The sequence below is a fragment of the Sphingomonas oligophenolica genome, from assembly GCF_039522915.1.
Taxonomy (GTDB): domain Bacteria; phylum Pseudomonadota; class Alphaproteobacteria; order Sphingomonadales; family Sphingomonadaceae; genus Sphingomonas; species Sphingomonas oligophenolica.
In genome coordinates, this window is sequence record NZ_BAAAEH010000050.1 from 29,911 (window position 1) to 43,228 (window position 13,318).

The 13,318-nt window shown below is 66.8% G+C and carries 11 protein-coding genes; 5 read left to right on the forward strand and 6 right to left on the reverse strand.

Annotation, left to right across the window (positions count from 1 at the left end; translation table 11 throughout):
- Complete coding sequence (locus tag ABD050_RS23975; RefSeq protein ID WP_343892058.1) at positions 1-2,271, forward strand: beta propeller repeat protein; 2,271 nt, start codon at positions 1-3, stop codon at positions 2,269-2,271.
- Positions 2,272-2,284: 13 nt separating this feature from the next.
- Positions 2,285-3,907, forward strand: a complete 1,623-nt coding sequence (locus ABD050_RS23980) for an alpha-L-fucosidase (RefSeq protein WP_425542512.1) — start codon at positions 2,285-2,287, stop codon at positions 3,905-3,907.
- Positions 3,908-4,037: 130 nt separating this feature from the next.
- On the opposite strand, the gene ABD050_RS23985 is transcribed toward ABD050_RS23980, so the two are convergent.
- Genes ABD050_RS23985 through ABD050_RS23995 form a run of 3 tightly spaced genes read right to left on the reverse strand, consistent with a single transcriptional unit; the run spans position 4,038 to position 4,926 of the window.
- Positions 4,038-4,427 (reverse strand): hypothetical protein, encoded by a 390-nt coding sequence (locus ABD050_RS23985; RefSeq protein WP_343892060.1) that lies wholly within the window; start codon positions 4,425-4,427, stop codon positions 4,038-4,040.
- Positions 4,424-4,693 carry an usg protein gene (locus ABD050_RS23990; RefSeq protein WP_343892061.1) on the reverse strand — a complete coding sequence of 90 codons (270 nt, stop codon included), beginning with the start codon at positions 4,691-4,693 and terminating at the stop codon, positions 4,424-4,426. Before ABD050_RS23990 ends, ABD050_RS23985 begins: the two co-directional genes overlap by 4 nt.
- Positions 4,690-4,926, reverse strand: coding sequence for a hypothetical protein (locus ABD050_RS23995; protein WP_343892139.1), 237 nt, complete (start codon positions 4,924-4,926; stop codon positions 4,690-4,692). Before ABD050_RS23995 ends, ABD050_RS23990 begins: the two co-directional genes overlap by 4 nt.
- A gap of 249 nt (positions 4,927-5,175) precedes the next feature.
- Between ABD050_RS23995 and groES the strand changes: the two genes are divergently transcribed.
- On the forward strand, positions 5,176-5,490 hold the full coding sequence (gene groES, locus ABD050_RS24000) for a co-chaperone GroES (protein ID WP_343892062.1): 315 nt from the start codon (positions 5,176-5,178) through the stop codon (positions 5,488-5,490).
- 51 nt (positions 5,491-5,541) lie between these two features.
- A complete protein-coding gene (gene groL, locus ABD050_RS24005; RefSeq protein WP_343892063.1) occupies positions 5,542-7,161 on the forward strand; it encodes a chaperonin GroEL in 1,620 nt (539 codons plus the stop codon).
- A gap of 353 nt (positions 7,162-7,514) precedes the next feature.
- Here groL and ABD050_RS24010 read toward each other — a convergent pair whose 3' ends face one another.
- Positions 7,515-7,961 carry a hypothetical protein gene (locus ABD050_RS24010; protein WP_343892064.1) on the reverse strand — a complete coding sequence of 149 codons (447 nt, stop codon included), beginning with the start codon at positions 7,959-7,961 and terminating at the stop codon, positions 7,515-7,517.
- Between the two features lie 216 nt (positions 7,962-8,177).
- Here ABD050_RS24010 and ABD050_RS24015 point away from each other — a divergent pair, with 216 nt between their 5' ends.
- Positions 8,178-8,855: an SDR family NAD(P)-dependent oxidoreductase gene (locus ABD050_RS24015; protein ID WP_343892065.1), complete on the forward strand. Its 678-nt coding sequence runs from the start codon at positions 8,178-8,180 to the stop codon at positions 8,853-8,855.
- A 38-nt stretch (positions 8,856-8,893) separates the two neighbouring features.
- Here ABD050_RS24015 and ABD050_RS24020 read toward each other — a convergent pair whose 3' ends face one another.
- Both ABD050_RS24020 and ABD050_RS24025 read right to left on the reverse strand, forming a co-directional pair.
- Positions 8,894-9,865 carry a hypothetical protein gene (locus ABD050_RS24020; RefSeq protein WP_343892066.1) on the reverse strand — a complete coding sequence of 324 codons (972 nt, stop codon included), beginning with the start codon at positions 9,863-9,865 and terminating at the stop codon, positions 8,894-8,896.
- Positions 9,866-10,444: 579 nt separating this feature from the next.
- Positions 10,445-13,318: a TIM-barrel domain-containing protein gene (locus tag ABD050_RS24025; RefSeq protein WP_343892067.1), complete on the reverse strand. Its 2,874-nt coding sequence runs from the start codon at positions 13,316-13,318 to the stop codon at positions 10,445-10,447.

Here is a 13,318-nt window from a genome sequence, read left to right on the forward strand (position 1 = left end):
ATGCGTCCGGCCGGGCCTCTGCTGGTGAGGGTCGCAAGGATCGTCCGGACTGTCCTTGCACTCGCATTGGGCTGCGGTAGCCTGTCCGCCAAAGACCTGCCGCCCGCGCCCTATCACTGGGCGAATGCCAAAGTCGGCGGCGGTGGTTTCGCGCCCGGCATCGTCTTCAGCCAGGCCGAGCGAGGCCTCGCCTGGCTGCGCACCGATATGGGCGGCGCCTATCGCTGGGATGCAGTTGCCGGGCGCTGGCTGCCGCTGCAGGACGGGATGGCCGAGGGCAGCTATATGGGCGTCGAGAGCATCGCGCCCGATCCGGTCAATCCGGACATCGTCTATCTCGCCGCCGGCATGGGCGCGACGTCGCCGGCCGCGATTCTCCGCTCGGCCGACCGCGGGCGGCATTGGACGATCGTGCCGGTGCCCTTCCGGATGGGGGGCAACGAGAATGGCCGCGGGCTCGGCGAGCGGCTTGCGATCGATCCCAACCGCACCGCCACCCTGTTCTTCGGCTCGCGCCATGACGGGCTGTGGCGAAGCGACGATTCCGGCGCGCATTGGGCGAAGGTCGCAGGCTTCCCGGCGCCGGGCCTCGGCGCGCCGGCGGCGAGGCAGGCGCATGGCGGGGTAAGCTTCGTCGTGCTGGATCCCGCCAGCGGCGCGGCGGGGCAGGGCTCGCGCACGCTTTATGCCGGCGTTGCCGATCCCGGCGCGCACCATCTGTTCCGCTCGGCCGATGGCGGCGCGACCTGGCAGGCCGATGACGGCGCCCGCCCGGCGCTGCTGCCGGTCAAGGCGGCGATCGACGCGCGGGGCACATTGTTCGTCACCTATGACGATGCGATCGGCCCCAACGGGATCGCCGACGGCGCGGTGTGGCGCCGCGACGGCGCAAGCGGGCGCTGGGCCGACATATCGCCGCCCGACCGGACCAGCGGCGGCTTCATGGGCGTGAGCGTCGCCCGCTCGGCGCCGGGGACGATCGCGGTAAGCAGCATCGATCGCTGGAATCCCGGCGACACCGTCTGGCGTTCGACCGACAATGGCGCGCACTGGACCAATTTGCGCGACCGCAGCGCCCGCGACATCAGCGCGACGCCGTTTCTGCGCGACGAGGGCCCCAGCACTGATTTGGGGGGCGGCGATTTCGGGCACTGGATCACCGGTCTCGCGATCGACCCGTTCGATGCCGGGCATGCCGCCTATACGACCGGCGCCACGCTTTATGCGACGCCGGGGTTCGGCGCGGCGAGCGGCCTCAAATGGGCGCCCTGGACCGAGGGCATCGAGCAGACCGCGGTCATTACCCTGATCAGCCCGACCGGTGGCGCCAACCTGATCTCGGGCTTCGGCGACCTTGCCGGCTTCGTCCACACCGATCTGGCCCGGTCCCCCCAGCCTAGCTTCACCAATCCCTATCTCTCGAACACCAACAATCTCGATTATGCCGGCCAGGCGCCGCTGATCGTGGTGCGCAGCGGCAGCCTCTACGAGGATCATCCCCGCGACGCGACGCTCGCCTGGTCGGGCGATGGCGGCATGACCTGGCAGCCGGTCCGCACCCCGGCGATCCGCCTCGCCGACGACCAGCCCGGCCAGCGCTACGACCTGCACGGCGATGCCGCGATCATCGTTTCGGCTGACGGCGCGACCTTCATCGTCTGCACGCCGGTGCCGCTGGTCACGCGCGATCATGGCAGGAGCTGGGGGCTGGCGCAGGGGCTTCACCGCGATGCACGGCCGGTCGCCGACAAGGTCGATCCCGGGCGCTTCTATTCGGTCGATTTCGCCGGCAACCGGCTGCTCGCCAGCAGCGACGGCGCGCGGAGCTTTGCGCCTGTCGCGGGCAAGGGACTGCCGGCTGATCTGGGCCCCGGCAAAGTCCATTGGCGCGAGCAGCAATATCGGCTCGTCGCCAGCCCCTTTGGCGCGGGCGACCTGTGGTTTCAGGTCGGCGACGCGCTCTGGCACAGCGACGATGGCGGCCAGTCGTTCGGGCAGGCGAGCGGCAAGCTCAGGGTCGAGCTGTTCGGGCTCGGCAAGCCGGTCGAGGGGAGCAGGATCGCGGCGATCTACGCGATCGGGACGCTCGGTACTGTGCGCGGCGTCTGGCGCTCGCTCGATGGCGGCCGGGAATGGACGCGGATCAACGATGCCGATCATCAATGGGGGCTGCGCTTCCGTGTCATCGGCGGCGATCCGCGGATCTTCGGCCGGGTCTATATCGGGACCGATGGCCGCGGGCTGATGTACGGCGATCCGGCCGCGCGGTGAATCGGGGATGATGATGGACACAATCGATCGCCGCCATTTCGTCGCCGGGGCCGCTGGCCTGGCGGGAGCCGCGATGGCCTCGGCAGCGCAGGCGGCTGAGGTCGAGGCGAACTGGTCGTCGGTGATCGGCGCGTTCGAGGCGCCGCGCTGGTTCCAGGACGCGAAGTTCGGGATCTGGGCGCATTGGAGCGCGCAGTGCGTACCCGAATTCGGCGACTGGTACGGGCGGCTGATGTATGTCCAGGGCAACCCGTTCTACGATCATCATCTGAAGCATTACGGCCACCCCGCCGATACCGGCTTCATGGAGATCGAGAACCGCTGGACGGCGGAACATTGGGATCCCGAGGCGCTGATCGCGCTCTACAAGAGAGCCGGCGCCAGATATTTCGTCGCGCTGGCCGGGCATCACGACAATCTCGATACCTGGGACAGCAGCCACCACGCCTGGAACACGCTGCGGGTCGGGCCGAAGCGCGACATCGTCGGCACCTGGGAGAAGATCGCGCGGGCGGCGGGGCTGCGCTTCGGGGTCAGCAACCACAGCTCGCACGCCTGGCACTGGTGGCAGACCGCCTATGGCTATGACGCCGTCGGCCCGCGCGCCGGGCAGCGCTACGATGCGTTCAGGCTGCGCAAGGCCGATGGCGCGGGGAAATGGTGGGATGGGCTCGATCCGCAGGAGCTTTACACCGGCGGCTCCTTCGTGCCCCCCGACGGCATCGGCTCGATCGAGTCGATGAATGCCTGGCATGACGTGCATGACGGCCGCTGGCTCGAAGGATCGCCGCCCGCGCCGGCCGGCTTCGCCGAGAAATGGCTGGCGCGGCAGAAGGAGCTGGTCGAGAAATACCGGCCCGATCTCGTCTATCTCGACGACACCCAGCTGCCCTTCGGCTCGACCGGGCTCGAGGCGCTCGCGCATTATTATGCGCAGTCGCAGGCGTGGCACGGCAAGGTCGATGTGGTGCTGACCGCCAAGCTGCTCTCGGCCTATCAGCGCCGCGCCATGGTCGAGGATATCGAGCGCGGCTTCAGCGACCGGCTGCGTGCCGAGCCGTGGCAGACCTGCACCTGCATCGGCGACTGGCATTACAACCGCGCCCGCTTCGATACCAAAAGCTACGTCCCCGCCGAGCAGGTGATCCAGCGGCTCTGCGACGTCGTGGCGAAGAACGGCAACCTGCTGCTCTCGATCCCGCTGCGCGGCGACGGCACGATCGACAGCGAGGAGGAGAAAGTGGTCGCCGGCATCACGCGGTGGATGGCGCGCAATGGCGAGGCGGCGATTCATGGTTCGCGGCCCTGGCATATCTATGGCGAGGGCCCGACCCGGGTCGGCGTGGGCCAGATGAACGAGGGCAAGGCGGGCGGCTTCACGCCGGAGGATGTGCGCTTCACGGTGAAGGACGGGCGGCTGTTCGCAGCGCTGCTGCGCTGGCCCGAAGGGCCGGTGACGATCGCCGCGCTGGGCAGCCGCGCGCTGCCGGCCGTGACGATCGCCCGGGCGACCTTGATCGGCGGCGGGCCGGTGATGGCCGAACGGACCGGGGCAGGGCTGACGCTGACCCTGCCGCGTGCCGGCGTGGGGGATTTCGTGCCCGTTGTCGCGCTGGAGGGGCGGGGGCTGGCCTGAACGATCACGGCTGAAATTGTGGGCCCTTCGTTCGCCGGGACAGGGCGTCTCGGCGGAGCGCCCGTCATCGGTGACTCAGCCTACGCCGCAGAATGGCTGCTTCGACTGCGCCGCGTCACCGCAACCCGCTTCACGCGGCGGCTCCGTCGGCGTGCCGGCGATGCGACGCGGTATCGAGCGCCGCCAGCACCCGGTCGATCACGCCCGCATTGCTCGCTGCCTTGGGGAGCTCGCGCCGCGCGAAGCGCAGCAGCCGGTCGACGTCGCGTTGCGGCACGGCCAGCGCGATCGGCATGGTTGGAAGATCCTCGGGCTTCGAACCTTGCGCCGCCTTGCCCGACGCGAGGAAATGATCGAGCAGCCGCTTGCGGTCGCGGAACGTCCAGCCAAGCGCCCTCAGTTCGGCCGGCGGCACAGCGAGCAGCGCCAGGGCGAACTCCATGATGTCGTCGAACGGGAGCACGAGGCGCGCGCTCCGGCCACCGCGCTCGCGCCAGCGGCGGATCGGGCCGCGCGTCACTGGATTGAAATCACGCCGTCGACCGCGCGCCACTCGGCCGGTCCGATCAGCTGCTGGTGCGCGATGCGGACTGAGTGGAGCGCGGCCTCGATTTCGCGGCGCCAATAATCCAGGAAATCGAACAGCACCGGAAAATCCGGCGCAACGTCATATTCCTGCCAGACGAACAGCTGCAGCAGCGAAGGCGCATCGGGGCGGTAATAATGGACTTCAGCGGTCGTGAGGCCATAGCCGCGCAACTGGGCAATGAAGGCGCGATCGCTCATCGACGCGGGGATCCCGGTCGATCGCCGCCGTCGAGCGATCGCATGGCGGCGAGGACATCGTCGATCGGTACCGCGCGCTTGGCGCCGGGGGGTTTGCGCAGGGCAGGCTGATCGCGCACCGCTGACCGGTCGGAAGCCCAGGATGCGAGAAGGGCGCGTTTGACCTCAGGCTCGAGGCTCGGATGTCTCGCTACGTCAAAGGGATGCAGAAAACGGGAAAATGGCTGCGACATGGCCATGCCTCCTTTCCGTGTGTCGCCGGTTTTCAGTCAGTGCGGCAGAACCGCGGCGCGAATTTTGGTGCTGAATCGCGCGCAGTCAAGGGTCCGGATCCGGCAGTTTTTGGCACTCTCGGGCGAGAGTGCCAATTTTTTTCGGCCGCCCTCTTGAACCGGAAAATCCATTTTCCTAGCTCGGCGGCGCCTGTCGTCCGGGAGGGACGCCGGGCTGTCACATCCACGTTTTGCATCTGGAGGTTATGCATGCATTTCCGCCCCTTGCACGACCGTGTGGTCGTCCGCCGCATCGATGCCGAGGAGAAGACCTCGGGCGGCATCATCATCCCCGACACCGCAAAGGAAAAGCCGCAGGAAGGCGAAGTCGTCGCCGTCGGGCCGGGCGTCCGGGACGATCGCGGCGCGCTTGTCGGCCTGTCGGTCGCGCCCGGTGACCATATCCTGTTCGGGAAATGGTCAGGCACCGAGGTCAAGGTAGACGGCGAGGAGCTGCTCATCATGAAGGAGAGCGATATCCTCGGCGTGATCGAGACGGTCGCAGAACTCAAACGGGCCGCCTGAGCGCCTGTTTTCCTCAAATATCAGCAAAGGCATTGAAAGGAGTTTGGCCAGATGGCTGCCAAGGAAGTGAAATTTGCGTCGGACGCGCGTGACCGCATGCTGCGCGGCGTGGATACGCTTGCGAATGCAGTGAAGGTGACGCTGGGCCCCAAGGGCCGCAACGTCGTGATCGAGAAGAGCTTCGGCGCGCCGCGCATCACCAAGGACGGCGTGACCGTCGCCAAGGAGATCGAACTCGCCGACAAGTTCGAGAATATGGGCGCACAGATGCTGCGCGAAGTCGCCAACAAGCAGAACGACAAGGCCGGCGACGGCACCACCACCGCGACCGTGCTCGCCCAGGCGATCGTGCGCGAAGGCTCGAAGGCGGTCGCCGCGGGCATGAACCCGATGGACGTCAAGCGCGGCATCGATCTCGCCGTCGCGGCCGTGGTCAAGGATCTCGAGAGCCATGCCCGCAAGGTCAGCGCCAACAGCGAGATTGCGCAGGTCGCGACGATCTCGGCCAATGGCGACGAGGAGGTCGGGCGAATCCTGGCCGAGGCGATGGAGAAGGTCGGCAATGAGGGCGTGATCACCGTCGAGGAGGCGAAGAGCCTCGCGACCGAGCTGGAGGCAGTCGAGGGCATGCAGTTCGACCGCGGCTATCTCTCGCCCTATTTCGTCACCAACCCCGAAAAGCTGAGGGCCGAGCTCGAGGACCCCTATATCCTCATCCATGAGAAGAAGCTCTCGAACCTCCAGGCGATGGTGCCGTTGCTCGAGAAGGTGGTGCAATCGGGCCGGCCGCTGCTGATCATCGCCGAGGATGTCGAGGGCGAGGCGCTCGCGACGCTGGTCGTCAACCGCCTGCGCGGCGGTCTCAAGGTCGCGGCGGTCAAGGCGCCCGGCTTCGGCGACCGGCGCAAGGCGATGCTCGAGGACATCGCGATCCTCACCGGCGGCAATGTCGTGAGCGAGGAACTCGGCACCAAGCTCGAAAGCGTCACTATCGCGATGCTCGGCCGCGCCCGCAAGGTCACGATCGACAAGGACAATACGACGATCATCGACGGGGTCGGCGCCAGGGCTGATATCGACGGGCGTATCGCGCAGATCCGCCAGCAGATCGAGACGACCACGTCCGACTATGATCGCGAGAAGCTCCAGGAGCGGCTCGCCAAGCTGGCCGGCGGGGTTGCGGTGATCCGGGTCGGCGGCGCGACCGAGGTCGAGGTGAAGGAGAAGAAGGACCGGGTCGACGATGCGCTCCACGCCACCCGCGCCGCGGTCGAGGAGGGAATCCTGCCCGGCGGCGGCATCGCGCTGCTGCGCGCGCTGAAGGCGCTCGAGGGGTTGAGGGCGGCGAATGACGACCAGCAATCCGGCATCGACATCGTCCGCCGCGCGCTGCGCGCCCCGGCGCGGCAGATCGTCGAGAATGCCGGCGAGGACGGCGCCTGGATCGTCGGCAAGCTGCTTGAGAGCGAGGACTATAACTGGGGCTTCAACGCAGCGACCGGTGAATATCAGGACCTTGTCCAGGCGGGCGTGATCGACCCGGCCAAGGTCGTGCGCACGGCGCTCCAGGATGCTGCCTCGGTGGCATCGCTTCTCATCACCACTGAAGCGCTCGTCGCCGAGCTGCCCAAGGACGAGAAAACCACGCCTGCGCCGGCGATGGACTATTGACGAACGCCGGGGAGCGCAGCGCCGCTGCGCTCCCCGCACCTTGCGGGCATCGGTGGCGGCTGGCGTGGCCGCACCAAGGTCGGCTGATGAACCGCGATGCGGGCGAGGACCTTTTGGACCATCTCCAATAGGGTCGGGCCCCTTATCTCCTCTTTCCGGATGCGCCATTTCCTTCGCTGGCGGGCCTGCGGCCGGTGCAGTGCGGCCACGGGGGCGGGCGGCAGAGGTGCGTCTGGCTGGCGCAGATCGGCTTGGGGTCGCCAGCGTGCTTGAAGGCCGGCTAAGTGGGCTGCTACCGGAATCCCGCCCGCCGCCGACGCGCTGCCGGTGGGGTCGCGGCCGGTGGAATCATCTCAGCGTCGGTCGATTTCGTCGAGCGCCTGCTGGAAGTTGCGTCTAAGTTCCGCCATCGTTGCGCGCAGTTCGGGCACCATCACCGCCGCTGCGCGCACGGCTGCACCGGCGGTCGCGACGCTGTGCTCGGTGCGTTCTTCGACGCGTCGCTCGACAGTCGGATCGCCGCCCGCAACCATGTCCCGCACCGTATGGGGAGCGTTGGGATCGGCATTCGGCCGGTCGCGCAGCGCGTCGGCCGCCCTTTGGAGTTCGTCCACCCGAGTATCGAGGATCGCGCCGGTCATCTTTGCCATCGCCCTGCCGGCGGCGTGCGCCGTTTCCGGGTTGGCAAGCGTGGCGGCGGCCCCGGCGATCGCCTGATCGTCCTGGCGTTGCGGCGCCGTCTGGGCCATTGCGGGAGAAGCGAATGCCGTAGCGAGCGCGGCGACGATGAAGCGGCGCATGTCGAAACTTCCGTTGCTGACGAAGGGCTTATTCTACACCTCCGGTAACCTCGCCGCAACCTCTGTCGCGCGGTCGGACGCCGCTTCCCGGCCAAGTGGAGGGATCGGGATCCGATCGCATCGCGTGTCGGTGCGCGAGCATGAACGCTATTGAGCGCTCCCCCCTCGATCCTGTCTCGCGCACCCCTATATTCCGCACCTGAAGGAGAACCCCCAATGCCGACTGCCCTGATCATCGGCGCCTCGCGCGGCCTTGGCCGGGCGCTGGCGGAAGAGCATCTGAAGCGTGGCTGGGCGGTGATCGCAACGGTGCGCGATCCGGCCGCGCTGGCCGACCTCGCCGCCGCGCACGGCGATGCGCTGCGGGTCGAGCTGCTCGACACCATCGACTGGGCCGGGGTCGATGCGCTCCACGCCCGGCTCGCCGGCATCGCGCTCGATCTGCTCTTCGTCAATGCCGGCATTTCCGGGCCCGTCACCGCGCCGATCGGCGCGGTCGAGCCCGACGCCTTCACCCAGCTGATGCTGGTCAACGCGCTCGCGCCCTTGCGCATCGTCGATCGCTTTGCCGATCTTCTCGCGCCCGACGGCACCGCCGCGGTGATGACCTCGGGCCTCGGCAGCATCGCCAACAACAATGGCGGCTGGGAGGCCTATCGCATGAGCAAGGCAGCGCTCAACATGGGTTTCGTCAGCCTCGCGCAGCGCCGCCGCGTCGGGGCCCAGGCCTGGCTGACGGTCGCGCCGGGCTGGGTGCGTACCGATATGGGCGGGCCAGCGGCCACGCTCTCGATCGACCAGAGCATTCCGGCGATCGCCGATCTGCTCGAACAGCGCCACGGCTCGGGTACCACCGCCTTTGTAAATTATGAGGGGCGCGAGCTGCCCTGGTGATCAAGCCGGGTTCGCGATGATGACGGCAGGTGCGAACTCTACTCCGTTCCCTCAGGAAATGCCTGGCTGTTCGGGCCCACCAGTTGGCGGCAGCGCTCCCAGTCTTCCCTTGACCAGGCACCCGCATCATTCACGGTCAGCCGGGCGAAATATTTCCGGGCCTCGTCCGCTTCGCCACGCAGGCATGCCAGTTGGATCAGCTTGAGATAGGTCCAATCGACCGGGTAGCGCTCCGCCAGATCAGCCATGGCTGTTTGCATGACCGGCCAATCCATGCCGGCAAGCTCGTCGGTGCATCCGCACAGGACTGAGTGCCAGTAGATGCGGGCATAGGCGCTCTTCCCGTCACGCGCCCGGGTCTTCTCAACAGCGTAGCGGGCCAGCAATTCGATGTCCGCATTGCTGCCATACCAATGTGGCTGAAAATAACGCTGTGCCTCGAAATAGATGTTGTAATAATAGGGATATCGCGCGCTCGCTTCATCCAGAAGGTGCCTGAACTCCGCGCGTGACCGACCCTGAGCGACGTAGAGCCTCTCCATCTCCGCATAATATTGCGGGTCGATCGAGGCGGCCTTCTCCTCCTGTCGCAGCAGCGCGGCGGCGGCTTCGATATTCTCTTCATAGGGCTGCCAGGCGCTTGCGCCCACGCTGCCCGCGGGTCCATCGCCACGATAGCACCATGCGCGTGCCTCGATTAGAGCGGCATTGGCGATGATGGGCGCTGGGGCCTGAGGCGAGGCTTTCCGCCACCGATCGAGATAGGGCTGCCAGGCGGTATCGCACTGACCGGGAGGATTAAGTCCGCTCAGGAAAAAGTTCAGCGCCTCGTAATAAGCCTGGAGCTTCGACGCGCCCGACTGTGTCGAGCCGCCGCTTCCCCGATAGTCGTTTTCCATGGCGTCGAGGGCGGCGAAGTCCTCCTTGACGAAGGCGGTCCTCACGCGCTCGATCCGCGCCTTGTTTTCGTTGGCCTCTGCCGCATGTCCAATGCTCGTCTGGACCAGCACCAGCTCGGGCGGCGGGAGGCACGGAGGCGAGCAGGCCGACCGCCACCACAGCAACCGTGACAATTTTTGCCACGCTGGTGATCATGCAAACCCCCTCGCTCCGACCCTCGGCGCCGACGACGCTAGCGGATGATCGTGTCGAAAAGGTTGCTGCGCGCGCCGAAATCGGGTGGCACCCGCGCGCGCCTCGTTGCACGGCACCGGCAACCGCTCGATTCAACCGTGTCGGAGATTGTGGAAGAGCGCGAGCGGCGAATGCTCGATCGGCCGCCCGCTCTTTGACATGACCGTTTTGTTCGCGCGCGGGGCGCCGCTGTTCTTTCCAACAGCCCCGCTGTTCCCCGCTGTTCCCCGCTGTTATCGCCGCTGTTCGGCCCGCTGTTTCCCGCTGTTCCGCCGCTGTTATTCAATAACAGCGGAATTGCGCACAAGATATTGATAATATGTGAGGAAATTGGTCGGAAAATCCAACTTAACAGCGGCGAAAATAAAAATGCGCCGGAACAGCGGGGAACAGCGGGAAATCGGGGTCGCTGTCGGGCGCGCCGGCCCCGGAAGCCCGCCGCACCAGGTGCGGGGTTACGGCTCCCGAACCGTCGCCGCCTTCCCCTCATACACTATATTCGTCGCGCTCTCCGCAAAGTCGGGCGCCACCGCCTTGTCCGGCCTGTAGAAGCGCACCGAGATCGCCCGCTTCGCTGGCATCCCGTCATAGCCGCCCTCGCGCGCACCGATCGCCAGCGTGCGGGTCGCCTGGTTCCAGCGGATCGGCACCCGGGCGAACTTGCCCTTCAGATAGGCGGGGCTCACCCCGTCGTCCTCGTAGAGCGAGAAGCTGCCGTCAGCGCCGGTGAAGACCTGGAGGACGAGCGGGCCATCGCGCTCTTCCCTCGTGTTCTGCACTTCGGGGCCGGTGGGGATGATCGCGCCGGCGCGGACGAAGAGCGGCATGCGCTCATAGGGCGCCGCTGCCCTGATCGTCTGGCCGCCCCTATAATGCACGCCGCTGTCGAAGTCGTACCAGTCGGCGCCGGCCGGCAGATAGACCGCGCGGTCGCGGGCCTTGAAGGTCGAGACCGGGGCGACGAGGAAGCTTGGGCCGAACAGATATTCGTCGTCGATTCCCCACGTCTTCCGGTCGGCGCCGAAATCCATCACCAGCCCGCGCATGATCGAGCCGTCCTTGTGGAAGGTGTCGGCGGCGAGCGTGTAGATATAGGGCATCAGCCGGTAGCGGAGCTGATCGTACCAGATCATCGATCCCTGCATTGCCGGGTCGTTGGCGGAAATCTCGTAGATCTCGCGGTGCGGGAATTCGCCATGGCTGCGGAAGATCGGGCTGAACGCGCCGAACTGGAACCAGCGCAGGTTGAGCTCGCGCCACTCGGCCTGCGCCTCGGGCAGCTGGCGGGTGTAGCGGTCCTCGACCGCGAAGCCGCCGATATCGTGAGTCCAGTTGGGCAGGCCCGACATTGAGAGGTTCACGCCAGCCGAGATCTGGTCGTGGAGATCGTCCCACCGCGCGGCGAGATCGCCCGACCAGACCGCGGCACTGGCGCGCTGCAGCCCGCCGAAACCGGAGCGGGTGAGGATGAAGGGCCGGACATCGGGCCGCGCCGCGCGCAGGCCTTCTGCCACGCCCTGGCCATGGACCAGCGGGAAGCTGTTGAAGAAGGCACCGCCCGGTCCCATCGCGGTCGGGCCCATCGCAGCCGTCCGCTCTTCGATCGAGAGGTTCGAATGGATGTCGGGCTCGGTCGCGTCGAGCCACCAGGCGTCGAAGCCGTATTTCACCAGCTTGTCGCGGATCTGCCGGAAGTAGATCTGCCGCGCCTCGGGGGCATAGGGGTCGTAATCGGTGTTCTCATAGCCCGGTCCGACCCAGTCCTTGCGGTGGGCGTCGAGATTGCCCCGATAGAGGAAGCCCTTGGCGTCGAGCTCCTTCGCATTGGCGGTGTTCGGATAGAATTTCGGCCAGACCGAGATCATGATGTTGGCATCGAGCCCATGGACCTCGTCGACCATCGCTTGTGGGTCGGGAAAGCGGGCCTTGTCGAAGTCGTGGCTGCCCCATTGGTCCTCGGGCCAGTAGAACCAGTCCTCGACGATATTGTCGAGCGGGATGCGGCGCTTGCGATATTCGCGGACGACGCTGAGCAACTGCTCCTGGGTTTCGTAGCGCTGGCGGCTCTGCCAGAAGCCATAGGCCCATTCGGGCATCATCGCCGCCTTGCCGGTCAGGCCGCGATAGCCGGCGATGACATCGTCCATGCTGGCGCCGCCGACGAAGTAGTAATCGGTCGCCTTGCCTGCTTCGGACGACATCCACAGCGAGTGGCGGTCCGGGGCGGGCAGGGGGTCGTTGTGGAAGAAGGCGATATAGCCCGCGTTGGGCTCCCATTCGACGCGGATGGCGACCGGCTTGCCCGCCGTCATCGGCAGTTCGAAATTATGGAACCAGGGGTTCCAGTTCTGGCGCCAGCGCTCGAGCACCAGCTTGCCGTCGGCGAAGACCTTCACATAGCTCGACGAATAGAGCCGGAACTTGTGGGTGCCGCTCGCATCGGGGGTGATCGATCCGGTCCAGACGACATGCTGGGCCTGGGTGGCGACGCCCGCGGTGTTCTGGCCGCTGTCGGCGGAGGCGACCGTCCTGGCCTTGGCCGCGGCGGGCCATTTCGCCTGGTCGCGGATGAACTGATAGTCGATGGTCGGTTCGGTCCGGGTGACGGCGAGCGTGTCGCCGAGATAATAGGCTGCCTTCCAGCCTGGCTTGCCGTCGCTAATGACCTTCATGTCGGTGCCGGCCAGCGCATAGGGCTTGGGGTTGCCGAAGCGGGTGATCGCGTTGTTGTCCCACAGCAGCCCGTAGTTCCTCGTCGAGACGACGAAGGGGATGGCGATGTCCATATTGTGCTGGGCGAGTTCGACGTCCTCGCCATTGTAATTCATCTGCCGGTTCTGGTGCTGGCCCAGGCCGTAAAAGCCTTCGTCGGTGCCGCGGTTGAACTGCTGGCGGGTCGCCAGATACGGCTTGCCGTCGAGCGAGACGGGGGTGAAGGCGCCGCGCGCCGCCTCGTTCAGGACGATCTTGCCGGCCGCGTCGCGGAACTGGACATGGCCGTCGGACAGGCGGATCTCGGCGGTGGCCTTCGGGGCCTTGACGGTGACGATCCCCTTGGCCTGGCTGACGGTGACATCGCCGTGCGGCTGCTCGATCACCATCAGGCTGGCGGGCAGGTCGAGGCTCGCATCGGGCACCGCCGTCACCCGGAAGCTGCGATCGTCATAGGCGAGCACGCGGACTCGCTTGGCCGGGCCGCTGTCGGGCGTGACGATCACGCCGTGCGGGACCTTCTCGACAGTCGCGGCCAGCGCCATGCTCGAACAGGACAAAGCGAGCGTGGTCGCCAGCATAGCCTTCTTCACGGCGCGAAGCTTGCGATCAGACAC

What these genes read in the sequence shown, in the direction of transcription:
- groES (WP_343892062.1), top strand. Translation starts at nt 5,176, where the DNA reads ATGCATTTCCGCCCCTTGCACGACCGTGTGGTCGTCCGCCGCATCGAT.
- ABD050_RS23995 (WP_343892139.1), bottom strand. Translation starts at nt 4,926, where the DNA reads ATGTCGCAGCCATTTTCCCGTTTTCTGCATCCCTTTGACGTAGCGAGA.
- ABD050_RS24015 (WP_343892065.1), top strand. Translation starts at nt 8,178, where the DNA reads ATGCCGACTGCCCTGATCATCGGCGCCTCGCGCGGCCTTGGCCGGGCG.
- ABD050_RS24010 (WP_343892064.1), bottom strand. Translation starts at nt 7,961, where the DNA reads ATGCGCCGCTTCATCGTCGCCGCGCTCGCTACGGCATTCGCTTCTCCC.
- groL (WP_343892063.1), top strand. Translation starts at nt 5,542, where the DNA reads ATGGCTGCCAAGGAAGTGAAATTTGCGTCGGACGCGCGTGACCGCATG.
- ABD050_RS23990 (WP_343892061.1), bottom strand. Translation starts at nt 4,693, where the DNA reads ATGAGCGATCGCGCCTTCATTGCCCAGTTGCGCGGCTATGGCCTCACG.
- ABD050_RS23975 (WP_343892058.1), top strand. Translation starts at nt 1, where the DNA reads ATGCGTCCGGCCGGGCCTCTGCTGGTGAGGGTCGCAAGGATCGTCCGG.
- ABD050_RS23980 (WP_425542512.1), top strand. Translation starts at nt 2,285, where the DNA reads ATGGACACAATCGATCGCCGCCATTTCGTCGCCGGGGCCGCTGGCCTG.